The 20,823-nt window shown below is 38.0% G+C and carries 19 protein-coding genes, 6 tRNA genes and 1 rRNA gene; 19 read left to right on the forward strand and 7 right to left on the reverse strand.

The window, feature by feature from the left end:
* Positions 1 to 141: 141 nt before the first annotated feature.
* Positions 142 to 257 (forward strand): 5S ribosomal RNA (gene rrf, locus MWJ95_RS15270).
* 123 nt (positions 258 to 380) lie between these two features.
* Here rrf and mbcS read toward each other — a convergent pair.
* Positions 381 to 1,958 carry an acyl-CoA synthetase MbcS gene (mbcS, locus tag MWJ95_RS15275; protein WP_249106564.1) on the reverse strand — a complete coding sequence of 526 codons (1,578 nt, stop codon included), beginning with the start codon at positions 1,956 to 1,958 and terminating at the stop codon, positions 381 to 383.
* A 267-nt stretch (positions 1,959 to 2,225) separates the two neighbouring features.
* Here mbcS and MWJ95_RS15280 point away from each other — a divergent pair.
* The 13 genes from MWJ95_RS15280 to MWJ95_RS15340 all read left to right on the forward strand — a co-directional run bounded on the left by MWJ95_RS15280 (position 2,226) and on the right by MWJ95_RS15340 (position 9,780).
* A tRNA-Asn gene (locus tag MWJ95_RS15280) sits at positions 2,226 to 2,302 on the forward strand.
* A gap of 118 nt (positions 2,303 to 2,420) precedes the next feature.
* Positions 2,421 to 2,495 (forward strand) — tRNA-Glu (locus MWJ95_RS15285).
* A 73-nt stretch (positions 2,496 to 2,568) separates the two neighbouring features.
* Positions 2,569 to 2,644: transfer RNA gene (locus MWJ95_RS15290), tRNA-Val, on the forward strand.
* Between the two features lie 14 nt (positions 2,645 to 2,658).
* Positions 2,659 to 2,742 (forward strand) — tRNA-Tyr (locus MWJ95_RS15295).
* Positions 2,743 to 2,758: 16 nt separating this feature from the next.
* A tRNA-Gln gene (locus MWJ95_RS15300) sits at positions 2,759 to 2,833 on the forward strand.
* Positions 2,834 to 2,843: 10 nt separating this feature from the next.
* A tRNA-Lys gene (locus MWJ95_RS15305) sits at positions 2,844 to 2,916 on the forward strand.
* A gap of 184 nt (positions 2,917 to 3,100) precedes the next feature.
* A complete protein-coding gene (gene rocF, locus MWJ95_RS15310) occupies positions 3,101 to 4,006 on the forward strand; it encodes an arginase (RefSeq protein WP_249074946.1) in 906 nt (301 codons plus the stop codon).
* A gap of 133 nt (positions 4,007 to 4,139) precedes the next feature.
* Positions 4,140 to 4,703, forward strand: a complete 564-nt coding sequence (gene sigW / locus MWJ95_RS15315) for an RNA polymerase sigma factor SigW (protein ID WP_249074945.1) — start codon at positions 4,140 to 4,142, stop codon at positions 4,701 to 4,703.
* Positions 4,704 to 4,716: 13 nt separating this feature from the next.
* Positions 4,717 to 5,343: an anti-sigma factor family protein gene (locus MWJ95_RS15320; protein WP_249074944.1), complete on the forward strand. Its 627-nt coding sequence runs from the start codon at positions 4,717 to 4,719 to the stop codon at positions 5,341 to 5,343.
* A 149-nt stretch (positions 5,344 to 5,492) separates the two neighbouring features.
* Complete coding sequence (cdaA, locus tag MWJ95_RS15325; protein ID WP_249074943.1) at positions 5,493 to 6,329, forward strand: diadenylate cyclase CdaA; 837 nt, start codon at positions 5,493 to 5,495, stop codon at positions 6,327 to 6,329.
* The gene (locus MWJ95_RS15330; protein WP_249106567.1) at positions 6,322 to 7,404 is read left to right on the forward strand and encodes a CdaR family protein; all 1,083 of its coding nucleotides are present in this window, start codon (positions 6,322 to 6,324) and stop codon (positions 7,402 to 7,404) included. The genes cdaA and MWJ95_RS15330 overlap by 8 nt, the downstream gene beginning before the upstream one ends.
* Positions 7,405 to 7,702: 298 nt before the next feature.
* Positions 7,703 to 9,055 (forward strand): phosphoglucosamine mutase, encoded by a 1,353-nt coding sequence (gene glmM / locus MWJ95_RS15335; RefSeq protein ID WP_249074941.1) that lies wholly within the window; start codon positions 7,703 to 7,705, stop codon positions 9,053 to 9,055.
* A gap of 203 nt (positions 9,056 to 9,258) precedes the next feature.
* Positions 9,259 to 9,780 carry a type 1 glutamine amidotransferase domain-containing protein gene (locus tag MWJ95_RS15340; RefSeq protein WP_249074940.1) on the forward strand — a complete coding sequence of 174 codons (522 nt, stop codon included), beginning with the start codon at positions 9,259 to 9,261 and terminating at the stop codon, positions 9,778 to 9,780.
* Between the two features lie 45 nt (positions 9,781 to 9,825).
* Here the strand turns inward: MWJ95_RS15340 and MWJ95_RS15345 are convergent, their stop codons facing one another.
* Positions 9,826 to 10,398 (reverse strand): hypothetical protein, encoded by a 573-nt coding sequence (locus MWJ95_RS15345; RefSeq protein WP_249074939.1) that lies wholly within the window; start codon positions 10,396 to 10,398, stop codon positions 9,826 to 9,828.
* Positions 10,388 to 10,729: a PadR family transcriptional regulator gene (locus tag MWJ95_RS15350; protein ID WP_249074938.1), complete on the reverse strand. Its 342-nt coding sequence runs from the start codon at positions 10,727 to 10,729 to the stop codon at positions 10,388 to 10,390. The genes MWJ95_RS15345 and MWJ95_RS15350 overlap by 11 nt, the downstream gene beginning before the upstream one ends.
* Positions 10,730 to 11,433: 704 nt before the next feature.
* On the opposite strand from MWJ95_RS15350, the gene glmS reads away from it, so the two are divergent.
* Complete coding sequence (glmS, locus tag MWJ95_RS15355) at positions 11,434 to 13,236, forward strand: glutamine--fructose-6-phosphate transaminase (isomerizing) (protein ID WP_249074937.1); 1,803 nt, start codon at positions 11,434 to 11,436, stop codon at positions 13,234 to 13,236.
* Positions 13,237 to 13,463: 227 nt separating this feature from the next.
* On the opposite strand, the gene MWJ95_RS15360 is transcribed toward glmS, so the two are convergent.
* The 3 genes from MWJ95_RS15360 to MWJ95_RS15370 all read right to left on the reverse strand — a co-directional run bounded on the left by MWJ95_RS15360 (position 13,464) and on the right by MWJ95_RS15370 (position 16,478).
* Positions 13,464 to 14,345, reverse strand: coding sequence for a hypothetical protein (locus tag MWJ95_RS15360; protein ID WP_249074936.1), 882 nt, complete (start codon positions 14,343 to 14,345; stop codon positions 13,464 to 13,466).
* 85 nt (positions 14,346 to 14,430) lie between these two features.
* Positions 14,431 to 15,828 carry a sensor histidine kinase gene (locus MWJ95_RS15365; protein ID WP_249106569.1) on the reverse strand — a complete coding sequence of 466 codons (1,398 nt, stop codon included), beginning with the start codon at positions 15,826 to 15,828 and terminating at the stop codon, positions 14,431 to 14,433.
* 2 nt (positions 15,829 to 15,830) lie between these two features.
* The gene (locus MWJ95_RS15370) at positions 15,831 to 16,478 is read right to left on the reverse strand and encodes a response regulator transcription factor (RefSeq protein ID WP_249106570.1); all 648 of its coding nucleotides are present in this window, start codon (positions 16,476 to 16,478) and stop codon (positions 15,831 to 15,833) included.
* Positions 16,479 to 16,855: 377 nt separating this feature from the next.
* Here MWJ95_RS15370 and MWJ95_RS15375 point away from each other — a divergent pair, with 377 nt between their 5' ends.
* The 4 genes from MWJ95_RS15375 to MWJ95_RS15390 all read left to right on the forward strand — a co-directional run bounded on the left by MWJ95_RS15375 (position 16,856) and on the right by MWJ95_RS15390 (position 19,324).
* Complete coding sequence (locus tag MWJ95_RS15375; protein WP_249074933.1) at positions 16,856 to 17,104, forward strand: LapA family protein; 249 nt, start codon at positions 16,856 to 16,858, stop codon at positions 17,102 to 17,104.
* A 466-nt stretch (positions 17,105 to 17,570) separates the two neighbouring features.
* Positions 17,571 to 18,155, forward strand: coding sequence for a CGNR zinc finger domain-containing protein (locus tag MWJ95_RS15380; RefSeq protein ID WP_249074932.1), 585 nt, complete (start codon positions 17,571 to 17,573; stop codon positions 18,153 to 18,155).
* A 121-nt stretch (positions 18,156 to 18,276) separates the two neighbouring features.
* On the forward strand, positions 18,277 to 18,831 hold the full coding sequence (locus MWJ95_RS15385; RefSeq protein ID WP_249074931.1) for an HPP family protein: 555 nt from the start codon (positions 18,277 to 18,279) through the stop codon (positions 18,829 to 18,831).
* 28 nt (positions 18,832 to 18,859) lie between these two features.
* A complete protein-coding gene (locus MWJ95_RS15390) occupies positions 18,860 to 19,324 on the forward strand; it encodes a DinB family protein (protein ID WP_249106572.1) in 465 nt (154 codons plus the stop codon).
* A gap of 241 nt (positions 19,325 to 19,565) precedes the next feature.
* On the opposite strand, the gene MWJ95_RS15395 is transcribed toward MWJ95_RS15390, so the two are convergent.
* Positions 19,566 to 20,636 (reverse strand): collagen-like triple helix repeat-containing protein, encoded by a 1,071-nt coding sequence (locus MWJ95_RS15395; RefSeq protein ID WP_481817356.1) that lies wholly within the window; start codon positions 20,634 to 20,636, stop codon positions 19,566 to 19,568.
* Positions 20,637 to 20,823: the final 187 nt, after the last annotated feature.

The raw sequence follows: 20,823 nt of genomic DNA on the forward strand, positions 1-20,823 counted from the left end.
AGGTAGATAGGTTCGAGGTGGAAGTGTGGTGACACATGGAGCTGACGAATACTAATCGATCGAGGACTTAACCAAAACGTTTGAAACATTCAATGCACCGTTTATCCAGTTTTGAAAGAATAATTCTTTCAATTAAATATGTCTAGTGATGATGGCAAAGAGGTCACACCCGTTCCCATACCGAACACGGAAGTTAAGCTCTTTAGCGCCGATGGTAGTTGGGGGCTTCCCCCTGTGAGAGTAGGACGTCGCTAGGCGCAAAAAGTCGCTGCTGATAAACTCAGTAGTGGCTTTTTTTATATCCAAAGAATATAAAATTTCAGCAATAGATAAAGGAGACATTTCAACCAAGTGATTGGTGAAATGTCTCCTTTTTTATTTTATACAGTTGCTGCTCGTAGCTCTATACGGCGAATCTTACCAGAAGTTGTTTTTGGTAGCTCATCGATAAAGACAATACTACGAGGATATTTATAAGGCGCTGTTAATGATTTAACGTGCTCCTGTAGTTCTTTTGTTAACTCGTCCTCATCACGATCTCTAAAGCCTTCTCGTAAGATGACAAAGGCTTTAACAATATGTCCTCTAATTTCATCTGGAGCTGCAACAACAGCACACTCTTGTACAGCTTCATGTTTATTTAAAGCATCCTCTACCTCGAATGGCCCAATTGTATAGCCTGAGGAAATAATGATGTCATCTCCTCGACCTTCAAACCAGAAGTAACCGTCTTCATCACATTTAGCTTGGTCACCAGTAATATACCAATCACCGCGGAAGGCAGCTTGTGTACGTTCAGGCTCACGATAGTACTCTTTAAATAGAGCAGGAGATGTTTTGTGTACGGCAATATCTCCAACTTCTCCAACTGGGGCTTCGTTGCCTTCATGATCTATAATGCGAACAATATTGCCTGGTGTAGGAACACCCATTGAACCAGGACGTAACTCAGTATTTTCAAGTGTGCCGATTAATAAAGTATTTTCTGTTTGGCCATAGCCATCGCGAACTTTGAGTCCGAAGTTATTCATAAATGCTTCGATGACTGGGCGATTTAATGGTTCACCAGCCGAAACAGCGCTACGTAGTGAAGAAAGATTATAGTCTTTTAAATTATCAATTTTCGCCATAATTCGATATTCCGTTGGAGTACAGCATAATACATTGACCTTTTCATCTTGAAGCAGTTGAAGGTATGTTTTTGCATCAAATCCTCCGTGGTATACAAATGCAGTTGCGCCTAACATGATCGTCGATAAAAATGGGCTCCAAATCCATTTTTGCCATCCTGGAGCTGCTGTAGCCCAAACTAGATCACCTTCACGTACACCAAGCCATTGAGAAGCAGCTGTTCTAATATGTGCATATCCCCAACCGTGCGAATGAACAGCTCCTTTTGGTTTACCAGTCGTGCCTGATGTATAAGAAAGAAATGCCATATCATCTCTTTTCGTCGCCGCCGCTTTAAATGTATCCGGCTGCGTACTAGCCAATTCATTTAAAGACGTCCAATCACCTGTAGCAGCACCTATAACCAGCTTATTTTTTAAAGCATCTACTGATGAAGTAATATGATCTACCTCACTAGTGAATGCTTCATAGGCAATTACTGCCCTTGCAGAAGAGTGCTCCATACGATATTCTAAATCACTTGCACGTAACATTTCTGAACATGAAATAGGCACAATACCAGCCTTTAGACAGCCAAGGAAGACAAAATAAGCCTCAGGCAGACGTGGAATAATAACTAATACGCGATCTCCTTTTTGAAGCCCCTTCTTCGTAAAGGCATTCGCATATTGATTCATTTTTTGAACAAGTTCAACATAGGAAATTGTTCGGCGTTCCTGCTGCGCATTTAGCCATTGTATTGCTTGACGATTACTATCTTGAGAAAATTTCTCCAATTCCTCTGTAATATTATAGAATTCTGGTGCAATTAAATCGTTTGTTGCCATGTGAACATTCCTCCCCAAACAAATTTAATAGAAAATTCATAAAACTATTCTCATTTTAACAATTACAATAATATACAGCAAGAATATTCTGCGCATAAAATAGAAATATTAGATTTTATAGAGAACTATTAGGTTTTTGGTAATGATCAGGAATGCTTAGATAAAAAATATTAAAATTTTCACAAAAAGTATTGCATAAATTATAATGCTTGCTATAATAATAAATGTACTTAAGAGGTTTTAAAAAACCGAATTGAATAGTATTGTTCCGAAGTAGCTCAGTTGGTAGTAGCACCTGACTGTTAATCAGGTTGTCGCAGGTTCGAGTCCTGCCTTCGGAGCCATTTTTTTGCTCATTTTTAAAGTTGATGTTATACATATAAAAAGTTGTAAAATAAGTATTGCATTGAACAGTAATAAATGTTATCATAATTCTTGTCTTGTTTAAGACATTTAAAAAATGGCCCCTTGGTCAAGTGGTTAAGACACCGCCCTTTCACGGCGGTAACACGGGTTCGAATCCCGTAGGGGTCACCATTTTTAAAGCATTGTAGTAATGCAAAGGCTTAAAAAGAAAATAAACTGTGAAGAAATGAACACCTGTTTTTATGGAGGATTAGCTCAGCTGGGAGAGCATCTGCCTTACAAGCAGAGGGTCGGCGGTTCGAGCCCGTCATCCTCCACCATAATGTGTTATTTCGGAGGGGTAGCGAAGTGGCTAAACGCGGCGGACTGTAAATCCGCTCCTTAGGGTTCGGCGGTTCGAATCCGTCCCCCTCCACCAGTTTTATTTTAATGATTGGGGTATAGCCAAGCGGTAAGGCAACGGATTTTGATTCCGTCATGCCTAGGTTCGAATCCTAGTACCCCAGCCATTTTTATTTTGAGCCATTAGCTCAGTTGGTAGAGCATCTGACTTTTAATCAGAGGGTCGAAGGTTCGAGTCCTTCATGGCTCACTTTTATAGAATAAAGTATATTCAAAAGTGTAACATTAACTACAGATACTAATCTCTTGCTGAAAACAGCAGGAGATTTTTTTATACCTTTTTTAATTGTATAAATATTCACGAAAATGTTGAGTTGAGCCAGGTAGGATATAGGCTTTACAATAGTCTTACAACTTAAAGGGGGTATGAAAAAATGAATAAACTAAATATTGCTATTATTGGAGTACCGACTGATTATGGGCAAACTCGTAGAGGGGTAGATATGGGGCCAAGTGCTATTCGTTACGCAGGTGTTGTGGAGCGCTTAGAGGCAATCGGACATGCAGTACATGATCAAGGGGATATACGTGTTAGTCAAAAAATAGAAGGTACTGTTGTTGATAAACAACTACTTAATTTAGAGGAAGTTATTGATGTAAGTACATCCTTGGCTAATAGTGTAAATGAAGCGATTGAGCACAAGGCGTTTCCGCTTGTACTTGGTGGCGACCATAGTATTGCTATTGGTACACTTGCAGGGCTTGGTGAGCATTATAAAAATTTAGGCGTTATTTGGTTTGATGCGCATGCGGACCTAAATACACCTGATACGACACCGTCTGGTAATATACATGGTATGCCGCTAGCTGTTAGCATTGGACTTGGACATGAACGGTTAGTGAAAATTCGTAATGATGTACCGAAAATTAAACCTGAAAACGTCATTATTATTGGAGCACGTTCTGTAGACCCAGGAGAACGTGAATTAATTAGACAGCAAGGGATTAAGGTGTATACAATGCACGAGGTAGATCGTCTTGGAATGACAAGAGTAATGGAAGATGCACTTGCCTATTTAAGAGAGCGCAATATAGATGGTTTGCATTTATCACTTGATTTAGATGGGTTAGATCCTCTTTATACTCCTGGAGTTGGGACACCTGTACCTGGTGGTATTACGTATCGAGAAAGCCATTTGGCGATGGAAATGCTTCAGGAATCAGGTATGCTAACATCTGCTGAATTCGTTGAGGTTAATCCGATTTTAGATGAAAAGAATAGAACAGCTGATGTTGCAGTAGCATTGATGGGATCTTTATTTGGAGAAACGCTCGTTTAAAGAAATTTGACAAAAAATTACCTATTGCCACATTGTATAAAAATCTTTTGTTATAATTAATAACAAAATGAAACTTTTCTTATCGATGGGTCGTATAGTATAAGACAGTTGTAAAGGTGGAGAAATCGACACAATGGATGCGTTAGTAAACAAGAAAATAAAACAAGTGCTTAAAGGCGATCAAAACGCATTTGCAGATATTGTGAGTCTCTATCAGCACAAACTGTATCAAGTATGCTATAGGATGTTGGGGAACAAGCAAGAATCTGAGGACATTGCACAAGAGGCATTTGTTCGTGCCTATATGAACTTGCATACTTTTGATCAGAAAAGAAAATTTTCGACGTGGCTTTATCGCATAGCGACAAACCTTTGTATAGACCGTATCCGGAAGAAAAAGCCGGATTACTATTTAGATGCGGAAGTAGCTGGTACAGAAGGGCTTGATATGTATTCGCAGATCGCAGCAGATGACCAGCTACCAGAGGAACAGATAGAGAAACTGGAACTGCAAGATCGCATTCAATATGAGATTGGACGTTTGCCGGATAAATACCGTTCAGTTATAGTATTGAAATATATTGAAGAATTATCATTACAAGAAATTAGCGAGATTTTAGATATGCCTCTTGGAACGGTGAAAACGAGGATTCACCGCGGACGTGAAGCATTACGTAAGCAATTAAACAATCTGTAGGAGGGGAAGCGTCATGAATACTTGTCCAGAGCATATAATAGACTATATCCATGATTATTTAGATGGTGACATTAGTCGTGAGCATGAGCAAGAGTTAAAACGACATTTGCATACATGCAGTGATTGTAAACAGTTGATGCAGGAATTAAGTGAAACAATCGCCTTTGTGAAGAGTGCTTCCCACATTACACCACCTCCGCGTTTTGAAGAAGCTGTGATGGCTCGTTTACCGAAACCTAAAAGTCGTGTAGGTATGCAGAAGTGGATTCGCCGACATCCACTCTTTGTGGCAGCAGCAGTGTTTTGTTTATTTATGAGTGCAACTTTACTAGGTAGTTTTATGGATGACCAACATTTCTCTGTGACTAAACAACCGAACCTAGTTGTTGAAGGTCAAACGGTTATTGTGCCAGAGGGAGAAGTTGTAAAGGGCGACATTGTTGTTAAAAATGGTGATTTAATTGTTGAGGGTGAAGTGGATGGCAATGTTACCGTTATTAACGGACAGTATATGGCATCTTCGGCAGTTGTTTCAGGAAAAATAGAAGAAATTGACGAAGTATTCGAATGGCTCTGGTATACGATTAAAAATTCAGTTAAGTCTGCTGTGACATTCGAGGAGAAACAAGCAACTAAATAACACTCTATACGTCCTAATAGATAGTGCACGTGAGAGGCTGAACGGTCTACTCTTTTGAGTAGACTTTTTAATTGAAAAAAGTTACATTTGATAAGAATGTGCTATACTTAAATGTGTATGGATTCGCAATGAAAAGTGGGGGATGCCACGTGCAAATTATCGAACATTTCGCTAATTTAACACCTGTGAATATTGTTATTAACTTATTAGATGTACTGCTCGTATGGTACGTTGTTTATAAAATTTTAACCCTCATTAAAGGTACGAAGGCTGTCCAATTATTAAAGGGAATTTTCGTAATTATTATTGCGCGCCTTGCTACAGAGTTTTTAGGGTTAGAAACGTTAGGATGGATGTTACAACAAGTTATCGATTTCGGTTTCTTGGCGATTATTATCATTTTCCAACCGGAAATAAGACGTGGTCTTGAACAAATTGGTAGAGGGAAGTTATTCCAACGTTCAATTAATCAAGTTGAGGAAGAACAGACAAGGCTTATTGAGGCGATGAAGAAATCAGTTAGTTATATGGCCAAACGTCGTATAGGGGCGTTAATTTCTATTGAAAAAGAAACTGGTCTAAATGAATATATAGAAACGGGCATAGGACTAAATGCTGAGATATCATCGGAGCTACTTATCAACATTTTTATACCGAATACGCCACTGCATGATGGAGCAGTTATTATGCAGAAAGATAAAATCTCAGCAGCGGCTTGTTATTTACCGCTTTCTGAGAGTCCGTTTATCTCTAAAGAGCTTGGGACGCGCCATCGAGCTGCACTCGGCTTAAGTGAAGTGACAGATGCCATTACTATTGTTGTATCGGAAGAAACCGGTGCCATTAGTCTTACAATGAATGGTAATCTTCATCGAAATCTTTCTCTAGAGGAATTCGAAGAACTGTTACGTAAAATGTGGTTCGGATTAGCACAGGAGTCAGATGCAGCCTCTAAGTTAACTTGGAGGGGGAAAAAGAATGGATAAAATGATGGATAGCCCTTGGGTTTTACGAATCGTTGCACTATTTCTAGCCTTTTTGTTATTTTTCTCTGTTCGTACCGAATTATCTCCTAAAAATAAATCAATATTGAATGAGCAAACAGTAGTAATTCGCGATGTGCCAGTAGATGTTTTTTATGACGATAAGAATCTTATTGTAACAGGGATACCAAAGACGGTGAACGTTACGATAAAAGGTCCAACGCCACTCGCTTTAAAAGCTCAAACTTCTAGAGATTTTTCTATATTTGCGGATTTGAGTAAATTACTCATAGGTGAGCATAATGTTAGACTACAATACGAAAATATTTCGGATAAGTTACAAGTTACATTAGACCCAGCAACTATTAAGGTAAACATTGAGGAAAAAGTCACGCAGGAGTTTCGTGTTGACCCTGAGCTAAATACGCGTTTAATTGAAGAAGGATATATTTTAAATAGCATGTCTTCTAATCCAGCTACGGTGTATGTTACAGGTGCCAAAAGTGCCATTGAAAACATTAGTTATGTAAAAGCTACTGTTACGGGTGAACAAGGCTTAAGAGAACCGTTCTCACAAGTAGCGGAGGTTAAAGTATTAGATCGCGATTTAAATAAGTTAGATGTGACAATTGAACCGGCAACGGTGAAGGTACAAGTAGATATTGGAGCTTACAGTAGAGAATTGCCTGTTGTGCTTAAGGAAATAGGGAAAGCGGCGAATAGTATTACCGTCAACCAATTAACAATTAGTCCTACAAAGGTGAGAGTATACGGTAAAAAATCTATCATAGATGCTTTAACTGCAATACCATTAGAGGTTGATTTATCAAAAATTACAGAATCAAAAACTTATGAATTTGAAGTGAAATTGCCAGAAGGTGTGACAAAAATATCTGATTCAAAAATTAAAGTGAAAGCGGATATTACGAAGGTAGAGCAGGAAAAAACAACAACGACAACAACAACAACTACCACTCCTGCACCTCCACCTACTCCTCCGCCAACTTCGGAGGAATCGAAAACGCCTTCTGAGGACGACACGCCGCCTGCGGAGAAAACAGAAGATATTGATTCTTAAACAATAACTGACTATAATTTTATTTTGATTCAGTAGAGAGTTCGTTCTCTATCGGTAAGGTTATTCATTTTCAGATTTGAAACAGTACGAGAAAAGTTGCCCAGGCTAAAATCAAAATACTCTAGCCAATTTATCTGCGCTGTTTTACTAGTTCAGATAAATTTACATAGGGGCATAATTAATAGTTACCAGAGAATGAACGAAAATAGACTTTTCCAAAAGTAAGCAGATGAGCGGTCTAGTTGTCGTTGTAGACAAGCGTGACAACCGTCTTGCATTGAAGGAGAGAATAATTAAAATGGGTAAATATTTTGGAACAGATGGCGTCCGTGGCGTCGCGAATAGTGAATTAACACCGGAGTTTGCATTTAAGCTTGGCCGCGTAGGTGGCTACGTTTTAACGAAGGATGCAACTGACCGTCCAAAGGTTTTAATCGGTCGCGACACACGTATTTCAGGTGAAATGCTTGAAGGTGCACTTGTAGCTGGTCTTTTATCGATCGGCGTAGAGGTAATGCGTCTTGGTGTTATTTCAACACCAGGTGTGGCTTACCTTACTCGAATTATGAGCGCAAATGCAGGCGTTATGATTTCAGCATCACATAACCCAGTGGCTGACAATGGTATTAAATTTTTCGGTCCTGATGGCTTTAAGCTAACAGATGCGCAAGAAGCCGAAATCGAAGCAATATTAGATGCACAAGAAGATACATTGCCGCGTCCAATCGGAGCAGATTTAGGTTCTGTAAGCGACTACTTCGAGGGTGGTCAAAAATATATTCAATACTTAAAACAAACAGTGACTGAAGAATTTGATGGCATCCACGTAGCATTAGATTGTGCACATGGCGCTACGTCTTCACTAGCTACACACTTATTTGCGGATTTAGAAGCGGATATCTCAACGATGGGTGCTTCACCAACAGGCTTAAATATTAATGACGGTGTCGGTTCAACACATCCAGAGGAATTAGCTAAATTTGTAGCAGAAAAGGGTGCTGATGTTGGTTTAGCATTCGATGGCGATGGTGACCGTTTAATCGCAGTAGATGAAAACGGTAAAATTGTTGATGGTGATCAAATTATGTTCATCATTGGTAAGCATTTAAATACAGTTGGTCGCTTGAAAAAGCAAACAATCGTTTCAACGGTTATGAGTAATATGGGCTTCTATAAAGCTGTTGAAGATAACGAAATGCATAGTGTACAGACAGCTGTAGGTGATCGTTATGTCGTGGAAGAAATGCGTGCCAATGATTATAATCTAGGCGGCGAGCAATCGGGTCATATTGTTTTCCTAGACTTTAACACAACTGGTGATGGCTTATTAACAGGTATTCAGCTTGTTAACATTATGAAAGCTACAGGTAAAAAACTGTCAGAGCTTGCTGCTGAAATGAAAATCTTCCCACAACGTTTAGTGAACGTACGTGTAACAGACAAGCATGCTGTGACGGAAAATGCAAAAGTTGCTGCAGTGATTGCTGAGGTAGAAGCAGATATGGCTGGTAACGGTCGCGTGTTAGTGCGTCCATCTGGTACTGAGCCACTTGTACGAGTAATGGTGGAAGCAGCTACAGAAGGGGACTGCGAGCGTTACGTAGAGCGTATTGCAGATGTAGTCCGTGCTGAAATGGGCTTAACAGAATAACTACAATTACGCCAAGGCGATAATGATCAACTCGATTTCCTTTGAAAGGAGGTCGAGTTTTTTTATTAGAATGGATAAAAGCGAAAGTCGTGGATAGACTCCTTTGTTCTTTAAATATTGAAAGCTCACCGACGAAATGAATGTTTTTGAAACGAATGGGAACAGTAGTACAGAGTCACAATTACAAGGAGTGTTGAATCGCAATGGCTAAAATTGCTACAGTGATTACCAATATGTTTGAGGACGCTGAATATACAAGTCCTAAAGGAGCATTAGAAGCGGCAGGTCATGAACTAATAACGATTGATACGACGGCAGGCATTGAGGTAGAAGGTAAGCATGGAGAGAAAGTAAAAATTGATAAAGATATCGATGAGGTAAATGCTTCTGAATTCGATGCATTATTCATCCCAGGCGGTTTTTCTCCTGATATACTACGTGTAGATGATCGTATTGTGGCATTTGTCAAAGAATTTATGGATGAGATGAAGCCAACCTTTGCTATTTGTCATGGTCCTCAATTACTCATTACAGCAAAAACATTAAATGGTCGTGACGCAACTGGCTACAAATCGATTCGAGTAGATTTAGAAAATGCAGGTGCAATATTCCATGACGAGGAAGTGTTTGTTTGTCAAAAACAATTAGTAACAAGTCGTACACCAGAGGATCTACCAGCATTTAATCGGGAAATTGTGAAATTATTAGAGAATGAAGAAGGCTAAGTTTAAAAGGCACAAGTGAATTTACCTGTGCCTTTTATCTATAAATTACTTCTTTTTTAACGCTATAATAGCATTGGTAATTTGCCCAAGTCCGATACCAATGATAATGCCAACACCGGCACCGATTGCAGTGTCGATCCAGCCTTTATCTAAAAAAGCTTCGTAGCCACCGCCAGTTAGAAAACCAGTTAATCCTCCGATACCTAATCCTAAAAACAGGAAGCCGCCATAAAACAACCCGATTGCCTCATAATCTGCGGGATCACGATTTTCGTAATATTGCTTGAAGCGCTCATTTAAATCCTCTGATTGCTCAGAGTTACTGGCGAATTGCAATTCCTCACTGGCCTTATTAAAAGCTTCCTGCTCCGTTAACCCCTGTGACATTAAATCATTCATATAATCACTCATATAGAGTATCATGTCGTCTTGCGCTTCTCGCCCCTGATCGGAACGCCCTTTAAATTTGGAAAGGTGCTTGTCGACCTTACGTTTAGTTTGCCCACTTTTTTTTCGCAGCTTTTCAATATAAGTCATTTCAGCGTCCTGCAAATAATTCTGAGATTGTTCTTTCGCAAAACGATTCATTCTATCCTGTATTTCACGACTAAAGCTCATGTTTGTTCCCTCCATTATCTCTTAAAATTTCAATACGACTACTTAAAAAATCCCATTTAGCCCAGAAGGACATCAGTTTCTCTTTCCCTTGTTCATTAAGCGTATAGAATTTTCTTGGTGGACCCATTTCAGATGGCTTTTTGACAATATTGACAAGACGATTTCTTTCTAACCGCATAAGTAACGCATAAACAGTTCCCTCAGCTATGCCCTCGAACCCCATTTGCGTGAGATGTTTGACAATCTCATAACCATAGATTTCACCACGGCTAATAATTTCTAATACAATACCTTCTAAAACTCCTTTGAGCATTTCACTCAGATTATCCATGAACTCACCCCCGGGCTTAGCTTTACCTGTACTAAGTGTTGCTAAGTACTGTATATAGTATTGCTAAGTAGTGACTTTGTCAAGTGATAAAAAAATGGGATAACCGTGTTGCTAACCCAAGGAAGATTGCATCATATTTTTATTGGGAATTTCAAAATATTGTTTTATAGCAGATAGTTTGTCTACTTTTTGTCATTAAAAAGTAGGATAAATAGGTGTTTTTTATAACGAAAATTTGACGTACAGCATATGATTGAGTATGATGGAGAAGTTGAATATGAGGTCCGACCTTATCATTTAACGAGAGCGCATAAGGAGGGAAGAAAAGCGCAAAATCGGAAAACAATTATAGCGCCTGAGCTGAAGAAATTGGACGAAACTATCTTCAGCAGACGAGGTGGAGGTTTATCGAGAATTCGGCGGATGCCTCCCGATCGACATACCCGATTGTCACTTTCCATTTTGAAAGCATTTGAGTGATTGAATGTACAGAAAATGGAGAAGGTATAGTTAAAGCAATAGATAAATAGAGAAACCTCACGTATCGAATGGTTACTATTCAGATGACTGAATGAGTGTTAACACTGTGCATGTATGGCATGCTAATTTTCATTAGCAAAGCAGTTACATTCACAAAAATTTCGATAGGTTGAGGTCTAGTTTGTCATTGCGTCAAATTGACGATATCGGAGGATAAGAAATTTATGTGTGGAATTGTAGGATATATTGGTGAAACAGATGCAAAGGAAATCTTATTAAAAGGTTTAGAGAAACTAGAGTACCGTGGCTATGACTCAGCAGGTATTGCAGTGCGTAACGAAGAGGGTGTAACAGTCTTCAAAGAAAAGGGACGTATTGCAGATTTACGTGAGGCAGTGGACGAGGACGTTGCTGCAAAAGTGGGTATTGGTCATACACGTTGGGCAACTCATGGTGTACCAAATCGCTTAAATGCACACCCTCATCAAAGTGCATCAGGTCGTTTTACGCTAGTACACAACGGAGTTATTGAAAACTATCATTTATTACAAAAAACTTATTTAAAAGGTATTCCGATGAAATCTGATACAGACACAGAAGTCATCGTGCAATTAGTTGAGCTATTTGTGAAAGAAGGTTTAAGCACGGCTGAAGCGTTCCGTAAAACGTTATCTTTATTACACGGCTCTTACGCATTAGCTCTTTTAGATGCTGAAGCGGCTGATACAATTTTCGTTGCGAAAAACAAATCTCCACTTTTAGTAGGTATTGGTGAAGGCTTTAATGTTGTAGCTTCAGATGCGATGGCGATGCTACAAGTAACAGATCAATATGTAGAGCTACACGATAAAGAAGTCGTAATCGTACACAAGGCTAGCGTTGAAATTACAAAGTTAGACGGTTCATTAGTAGAGCGTGCACCATACACAGCAGAGCTTGATATGAGCGATATTGAAAAAGGTACTTACCCTCACTATATGTTAAAAGAAATGGATGAGCAGCCAACAGTTATTCGTAAAATCATTCAAGCATACGAAGGTGAGAATGGCGAATTAACAATTGATGCTGATATTTTAAAAGCATTACAAGCGGCAGACCGTCTATATATTATTGCAGCCGGCACAAGCTATCATGCAGGCTTAATCGGTAAGCAATATTTCGAAAAAATGGCTGGTATCCCAGTAGAAGTTCATATTTCAAGTGAGTTCGGCTACAATATGCCATTACTTTCAGAAAAACCATTGTTTATCTTTATTACACAATCAGGTGAAACAGCAGATAGTCGTCAAGTACTTGTGAAAATTAAAGAGCTTGGTTATCCAACATTAACAATTACAAACGTACCTGGTTCTACGCTATCACGTGAAGCGGACCATACACTGTTATTACATGCAGGTCCAGAAATTGCAGTAGCTTCTACAAAAGCATATGTAGCGCAAGTAGCTGTACTTGCTGTAACAGCATATGTAACGGCGAAAGCTAATGGCAAAGGCTTAGAATTTGATTTAAAACAAGAACTTGCGATTGCAGCAAATGGTATCCAAACAATTATCGATTCAAAAGATGTATTAGAGGATATCGCAGAGGATTACTTAAAAATCGCACGCAACGCATTCTTCATCGGCCGTAACATAGACTTCTATGTAAGCCTTGAAGGTGCCTTAAAGTTAAAAGAAATCTCTTACATCCAAGCAGAAGGCTTCGCAGGTGGCGAGCTAAAACACGGTACAATTGCCTTAATCGAAGAAGGTACACCAGTGTTTGCCCTAGTTACACAAGCAGAAGTAGGATTGAACATCCGTGGTAACGTCAAAGAGGTAGCTGCACGTGGAGCATACCCATGCATTATTGCTATGGCTGGCGTAGATGAAGACGGTGACCGTTTAGTAATCCCTCAAGTTCATGAATACCTAACACCACTTGTATCGGTAGTGCCATTACAATTAATTAGTTACTACGCAGCACTACACCGCCGCTGTGATGTGGATAAACCACGTAACTTGGCTAAATCGGTGACTGTTGAATAATACGCTATTTATGTTGAGTATTGAATTTTGATTAAAAAAGAAAAGAGCCTTACTACATTCTACGTAGTAAAGGCTCTTTTTGGTAATGGATCATAATTAAACTATTTTTCTGAATAATAGGTAATAACATTAAAATCTTATAGTGCTATCGTATTTATATCAAATTACGATAGCACTACTATTATTATCTTTCTATAAAACGTTTTCCTTTATTTAAACTATGTCAATTAGTTTCTCATTTCTAAGAGAACCGGTCCTTCTTCTTCAGATTTCTTTAGCTGCTCATTTGTAATAGTTAAATCCGATTTATTGAGTTCTTTTAATTCTTGTTCTATTTTCTTTTCATGTCGCTCAGTTTCCTTCATCCAGCTATCATAGCCCACTTGAAGAAGTTCTTTATTATGTCTAGAGAAACTGATTTGCACAGCTTCACCTTTATCAGACTTTACACGGAAGGAAATGTCCGCATTTTTACCTCCTTGTCTATCTTCTGAGTACCCTTGTCCGCTATACTCAACAGCTGTTATTTTACCAGATAATAATTGATATTTTTCTACTGCCTCTTTTGCTAAAATTTGATATTCCTGATTATTCTTTAATAGATTTTTATCCATGCCTGCATTAATTTTCGCTTTATGGTAAACCCACTTTGCTATCAAATGATTTTCACCTGTTACTGCATCTAATTGAAAGGCATATGACAGCATATCATTGATTTTAATGTTGGCTTCCCATGTAGCACGTTGCTGTGTCTCATTATTTACTGGGTTATATGTCATTTCCACTGTTTTACCATTTAAATCAAGTTTGAAAACCTTCCACAGATTTTGACTCGCAAGCTCTGCTGCCTCTTTCATCTTCATGTCGTTTACTGTCGGTTTGTCTTCTCCAACTAACTTTACTTTATAATCTTTCTTCACATAATCTTGCGGTACGCTTTTACTTCCGATTTCTGCATAAGAAACATTGTAGCTAGTAGGGACCGTCTGCGTTTTACCAAGTTCTGCTGCCTTAACTGTGTGATTAATACCACTAAAGACCATTGTCGTCATAGCTAATGCTCCTACAGTTCCAAGTACAAGATTTTTCATTTCACTTTTTTTAGCCATATTCAATCTCCTTTTCATTTTAATAAGTGTGATCACAGTTATAATTGTATAAACAGTAGGTTATCAAACTATCATGAACTTATTATTAACTTGTAAAAGTTAATTTGGCTGTTGTTCCCTTCCCGATTTCCGATGAAAAACTTAACTCTGCATGATGGTTAACTGCAATTTGCTTACAAAGCGTTAAACCTAATCCTGCACCTCCAGCAGAGCGACTTCGAGAAGAGTCTACTCGGTAAAATGCTTCTGTTATATGATTAAGATGCTCCTTTGACATTCCTTTTCCATTATCTTGAACGACAATTACCTTATGTTCATTCTCTATATATGCATTTAGTGTAATCAATCCACCTGAACTAGAAGCTTTGAGTGCATTATCGATTAAATTAACTAGCAGAATATGCATGAGATCTGCGTCACAAAACAGTGTATTAAAATGATGCTCATAGGAAATCTCAATTTGTTTTTCCTTTGCTTTCATAGATAAAGATTGCTCAACATCACGAATTAGCTCGCTCATTTCAATTTTTTTTCGTTCACTTTCGCTTGTGCGAAGAGTTGCCATCTCTAATAATAAAACGGAAATATTTTGCAATCTGCGGCATTCAGACATAATATAATTTGTTGCAAATATCCTATCTTCTTCAGTACGAACGATCTTCTGAATATATTCTGCATAGCCATAAATCGATGTTAAGGGTGTTCTAAGTTCGTGGGCTAAGTTATCTACAAACTGCTGCTTCTGTTCCGCCGCAATAGCCAGTTGCTGCATCTGACTTTGAATTTCTTCAGCCATATGATTGAAACTCTGAGCCATTTCAGCGAGTTCATCATCTCCTTTAACCTCAATTCGATTTCCATATTGTCCATTTGCAATACTTTTAGAAGTAGACGAAATGAGCTGCAATGGCTTAAACACACGGTTTAGTACAAATAATAAACATACTGCAAGCAATCCACAAATAAGCATCCCAATCAAAAACAGCGTAACCGTCATTTTGTACCATGAAGAAATAACGTCAGATACATTATAATAATAGGCAAGTGTATAGGAATCATATGGTGCTGGCAGAGTACCAACCACTCTGACGTAGTCCTTATCTTCGAGCTTTTCAATTGAAACGAGCCTTTCACTCGCTTTAATATTTTCGGAAATTTCAGGAAGTTTGTAAGACTCTTCTGTTAAATTTGCATACAGACGCTTGTTCTCCTTTGAAATAGTCAATATCACTTTTTGTTTGCTATAAAAATTAAAATAAGAGCGATAAAGAGACTCCACTCCACTATCGATAGAAACATCTCTATTTTCTAATGCGTTTAAATCCTTTGCATACGACGTTGCGATAAAATAATGCTCTCGTAGACTGCGATCTTTAGAACTTTCTAGATTGTTTATAAGCGTCATTGATGAAATGAGTAAAATTCCGCTGTAAAAAAATAAAAGAAAAAGGATAAATGTGAATAAAAAAGTCTTTATTTTCATATTTACACTTCCAAACGATAGCCCATTTTATAGACAGTTTTAATTCTTGATTCCAGTTTTAATTTCTTTCTTAGCTTTTGAATATGAACATCTACTGTTCTTGTATCCCCTATATAATCATAGCCCCAAGCAAGCTCAAGTAGCTTGTCTCGTGATAATGCAATATTGCGGTTATTTACCAATACCTCCAGCAAATCAAATTCCCTCGGCGTACATTCAACTAGATTTTTATGAAGGAATACTTGTCTGCTTTTAAAATCGACTTCCACACCATCTAATTTAAAATTCCTTGTTTCTTTGTTCGTGCGTCTTAATAATGCTTCTACTCGCGCCAACAGCTCCATCATATCAAATGGCTTAACAAGATAATCGTCAGCTCCGAGAGTCAGCCCCTTTACCTTATCTGACAGACTGCTTCGAGCTGTTAAAAAAATAGTAGGGGTCCCATGAATCTGCTGAAATACCTCATATCCATCAATCTCTGGAAGCATAATATCCAACAATACAAGATCTATTTCTTGCTGTGCAAGCTCATCAATCGCTTCCATTCCATCAAAAGCAGAAATACATCTATGTCCAACTGATTGGAGATTTCTTTTAATAAGCTCATTGATTGGAATTTCATCTTCGACAATTAAAATGGTTGCCACTAGAATCACCTCATCATTAGCATAGCATTTTAATGTAATAGAGTTGTAAAATCGGTTCTTCACCAAAAGTAGTGGTTGTCAAAATTAGCGACCTATTCTCAAACGTAAACGAAGGAATGAATAGTTGCCGGTATGGAGCGTTATAATAAAGTCATTTGGCAAAAACAATGGTTTAAATACTAGCAATTCACATCCGTTCGCTGAGAATAAAAGAAGCGAACGGATGCTTTTTTAAATTTGGATGTTTCATGGTAATAAAGATTAGAATCGTTTAAAAGAGGGTATTTCCTTACAAAGAAATAGTGATTGTCCTAAGCCAATCCGGATTCTATAATAGTGAAGGTAGATTAATTAAATAACAAAGAATGAGGTGGATTATGAAAAGGCAATGGAACTTAATATTAGCAATAATTGTGGTCTTAATTATCGCGATTTTTTCAGTGATCAATGTTGACCAGGTAACAGTTAATTATTTATTTGGAAAAGCTGAATGGCCATTAATCCTCGTCATTATTGGTTCAGTCTTATTGGGAGCCCTATTAGTTGGATTAATTAGTATGATGAAAATTTATCAACTTCAAAGAGCTTTGAAAAAGGCAGGAGGGGAAATAGATCAGCATTCTTAAATGTTGATCCATTTTTCTAAGAGTCCTAAAATAGTTAAGTATTTTATATCAATAATTTTAATCCCGTCCTAAAAATTAGGGCGTTTTTTTGTATTTAAGGTTAGAAAATTAAAACTCTGTATACAAATAAATTTGTTGATAGCTCTGAGGTAGTAACTATTGGGAAGCAAGCTCAATTATTAAAGAAAAAAGAGAATGGTTATGTTAGATTTGGAACGTTAATCAAAATAGATATACCGTTCATTTTTATCGTAATGGGGACGGCCTTCGGTGTTTAGTGTTTCTGCGCGACAATGGGGAATCATTGTGCTGAATGTTAGTTTAAAACAAAGGCGAACTGCCTATGTTTAATTCCTAAAGGAGCATTTTTTATTTTTTGGGTTAAATAAAATATAATATAACATATAACTTATTTTTAATCGCTTAGGTGGTTGAAAAATTTAACAATGAAATGAGCGAGAATCGTATGCAAGAAACAAATAAATTCCCACTCTTATCGGGAAATATTTCATTAGATTTAGTAAATACTGAGGTAGTAAGATGGGGACAACGATATGATCTATTTATCAATGATGAAGATATATTGGATTGGCTCTATGCGGTAAAAGAAGATAATTCGTTTTGGAATGAGCCACTGTTTATAAAAATTAAGGAACGATTGAGCCAAGTAACATCAAATATTTTAGAAATGCGGAAGGTTATAAGAAAAGAATTTGAAGCCATTGCAGAACAACATCACATTTCGAATAGTTTTATCACTTTTCTAGAAAAGAAAATTGAAAAAGCACCTTTTACATATAAACTGACAGAACATAAATTAATCCCTTTTCCGATTGGAGAGATTGAGGATGTACTTTTATCAATAATTGCTTTTGATGTATTAAGTTTAATCGAAGAAAATAAACTTACTTTTCTCAAGAGATGCTCAAATCCAGAGTGTGTTCTATTGTTTATAGATGTGAATGGGAGACGTAAATGGTGTTCCATGAAAATATGTGGAAATAGAAAAAAAGCGGCAAGATTTCAACATCGAAAATTAGAGGATAACTAAAGAATCAACTTTTTGAGAGTTGGTTCTTTTATTTTTGCTAATTTAAACTAACCCTCCAAATTTATATTTACAGGTTAGTTTTGTTAATGTAGAATAAATTGTAAATATGGGGGCGATAAAAATGAGTAGTGAAACGGCCATCAATCGTGGAGACAAGAAATTAATCAGTGATCGGTACCTATCGAAGATGAAGGGAAAAGGAAGAAGTCCATTGCAAGTTAATGTAAAAGACTCCTTTACGGGATTAACTGGCGGATTTCTAACAATCGTTACTTTAATTTATTTAACTAATATGACTTCTACTGAATGGTTAATGGCTCCGTTCGGCGCAAGTTGTGTGTTAGTATTTGGTGTTTGGAACGCACCACTATCACAACCTAGAAATGTAATTGGTGGTCATTTTGTTTCAACATTCATTGGTCTATTTGTATATCATCTATTTGGTAATGAACCGTGGGCGATTGCTTTTTCAGTTGGTTTAGCGATTGCAATGATGATATTAACGAAAACTACACATCCGCCAGCAGGAGCAGATCCACTTGTTGTTATGTTTGGAGTACATAGTTGGAATTATTTAATTTCCCCTGTGTTAATTGGCTCCATCATTATTGTGTTTTTTGCATTGTTAATCAATAACATGCGTAGGAACAGAAATTATCCAACATTTTGGATATAGATTAATTATCTATATGGGAGGAATTTAAGTGGACCACTATATTTTCAAGCAATTGAGATTTGTTCGAGAAAGTACACTAAGTCAAGTTTTAGGAATGAAAGACGAAGAATCACTATTAATACCAAAAGGTTTTAATAACAATATTAAATGGAATTTAGGTCATATCTATGTGATACAAGAAAAGTTCGGTTTCCAAATTACAGAAGAGGAAACTCAATTACCAAATTATTTTATGGAATTGTTTGGTTCGGGTACTAAGCCTACTGAATGGGGAAATCAAGAGTTGCCAACTATCCATGAATTAATTCAGTTGTTAAGAAATCAATTAGACAGAATTGAGCATAATTTAGAAGGCCGTTTAGAGGATGAGATAATCCCTTACACTACTTCTACAGGTCTTTTCCTATCAAAGGTGAAGGAATTAATTAGCTTTTGTCTATATCATGAAGGAATGCATTTCGATGCAATTAAATCAATCAAAAGAATGATTTAAATTATGAAATCTAAGTTATCTCTACATTGTATAATAAAAGTTTAGTTTAAGATTGATCAGAGAAAATGATCAATCTTTTTTACAAAAGTTGTGCAATGTTTCGCAAATAAAGACCCTGTTTTGATCAATCTTTTTCCAAAACGGGGTCTTTTAAGTTAACGTAAAATGTGGGTTGTGAGGTATTTTTCCCTATGGGTCGATATAATTTTCGTTTGCGATATTGTCTTCATAGACTGATACGTTAACCAATCTGCATAATTGTCAATGAAGCGCCAAGCGTACCGTTACTAGCAGTCGTAGTATTTGTGTTATCATCATTGAACATCTGAAGAACGTTAACACCGGGTCCAGTATTCAGAATGTATGCACCGGAGAGTTGTGCATCGACCCCAACAGCGCCTCCGTTACCAACATGACTCCCAAAAAGAGGAACCCCGTTCAGGCGAAGCGCGAATCCGATACCGCCAGTTGGCGTCTCAAACCCTTCCAAATAGCTATCGATCCAATAGACGCTATTCGGACTTAGATTGATATTTGGTGATCCAGGTGTATGTGTAATACCGATTCCATTGCTATTTATTGTTGAATCAAACACATAAGGTGACCCTGGTGTAATTACTTGCTGAATGAAGCTTCCTACCTTGATGTTGTTGGCTGTAACCGTACTGCCTGTAGCTCCCGTAGCTCCCGTAGCTCCTGTAGCTCCTGTAGCTCCCGTAGCTCCTGTAGCTCCTGTAGCTCCTGTAGCTCCTGTAGCTCCTGTAGCTCCTGTAGCTCCTGTAGCTCCTGTAGCTCCTGTAGCTCCTGTGGCTCCTGTGGCTCCTGTAGCTCCTGTAGCTCCTGTAGCTCCTGTAGCTCCTGTGGCTCCCGTTGGCCCTGTGGCTCCCGTTAGCCCTGTAGCCCCAGTCGCACCAGATGGTCCTGTGGCTCCCGTTAGCCCTGTAGCCCCAGTCGCACCAGATGACCCTGTAGCTCCCGTTGACCCTGTAGCCCCAGTCGCACCAGTTTGGCCTGCTGCAGAAGAAGCAGACAAGATGTTTTCCAGTTTAGATTGAAGGAGCAGTTCTTTCTTAATTAATCCTTGCATGGTAGTTTGAACACTTGAATTAACCTGCAGCAATTCATTGAGGGTCGCCGGAACCGAAAGTCCTGGCAGCGTACCAACAGCGTACTGGATTTTCTCCGCTTCGGCATTAATAATGTGTCCTAGCCCTAATTCTTCAATTGCTATAGAAGCTAATAAGAGGTTCAAGGCGTCATCTCTAGTAATAGTAATGTTAGGGGTTATATTAGGAATATTTGCTTGCGACACTGTCTTCATCCTTTCTCGATTTTCAAAGTCTTTGAATTTATCGATCTAATAGAGAGGTCTCCCTCCTTTTAGTCGTATAATGCAGAATATGATTTTTTCTCGTTAACGGTATGAGCTTTCAACCCTTAAAGAAGCCATTTTTACAAATACATACCAAAGTATTGAATCTCCCTAGAGTCGGACACGA

This window comes from Lysinibacillus sp. Bpr_S20, from assembly GCF_023337835.1.
Taxonomy (GTDB): Bacteria; Bacillota; Bacilli; order Bacillales_A; family Planococcaceae; genus Lysinibacillus.

Excerpts from the sequence above, each read along its gene's own strand:
- mbcS (WP_249106564.1), bottom strand. The coding sequence starts at position 1,958 with ATGGCAACAAACGATTTAATTGCACCAGAATTCTATAATATTACAGAG.
- rocF (WP_249074946.1), top strand. The coding sequence starts at position 3,101 with ATGAATAAACTAAATATTGCTATTATTGGAGTACCGACTGATTATGGG.
- sigW (WP_249074945.1), top strand. The coding sequence starts at position 4,140 with ATGGATGCGTTAGTAAACAAGAAAATAAAACAAGTGCTTAAAGGCGAT.
- MWJ95_RS15320 (WP_249074944.1), top strand. The coding sequence starts at position 4,717 with ATGAATACTTGTCCAGAGCATATAATAGACTATATCCATGATTATTTA.
- MWJ95_RS15330 (WP_249106567.1), top strand. The coding sequence starts at position 6,322 with ATGGATAAAATGATGGATAGCCCTTGGGTTTTACGAATCGTTGCACTA.
- glmM (WP_249074941.1), top strand. The coding sequence starts at position 7,703 with ATGGGTAAATATTTTGGAACAGATGGCGTCCGTGGCGTCGCGAATAGT.
- MWJ95_RS15340 (WP_249074940.1), top strand. The coding sequence starts at position 9,259 with ATGGCTAAAATTGCTACAGTGATTACCAATATGTTTGAGGACGCTGAA.
- MWJ95_RS15345 (WP_249074939.1), bottom strand. The coding sequence starts at position 10,398 with ATGAGCTTTAGTCGTGAAATACAGGATAGAATGAATCGTTTTGCGAAA.
- MWJ95_RS15350 (WP_249074938.1), bottom strand. The coding sequence starts at position 10,729 with ATGGATAATCTGAGTGAAATGCTCAAAGGAGTTTTAGAAGGTATTGTA.
- glmS (WP_249074937.1), top strand. The coding sequence starts at position 11,434 with ATGTGTGGAATTGTAGGATATATTGGTGAAACAGATGCAAAGGAAATC.
- MWJ95_RS15360 (WP_249074936.1), bottom strand. The coding sequence starts at position 14,345 with ATGGCTAAAAAAAGTGAAATGAAAAATCTTGTACTTGGAACTGTAGGA.
- MWJ95_RS15365 (WP_249106569.1), bottom strand. The coding sequence starts at position 15,828 with ATGAAAATAAAGACTTTTTTATTCACATTTATCCTTTTTCTTTTATTT.
- MWJ95_RS15375 (WP_249074933.1), top strand. The coding sequence starts at position 16,856 with ATGAAAAGGCAATGGAACTTAATATTAGCAATAATTGTGGTCTTAATT.
- MWJ95_RS15380 (WP_249074932.1), top strand. The coding sequence starts at position 17,571 with ATGCAAGAAACAAATAAATTCCCACTCTTATCGGGAAATATTTCATTA.
- MWJ95_RS15385 (WP_249074931.1), top strand. The coding sequence starts at position 18,277 with ATGAGTAGTGAAACGGCCATCAATCGTGGAGACAAGAAATTAATCAGT.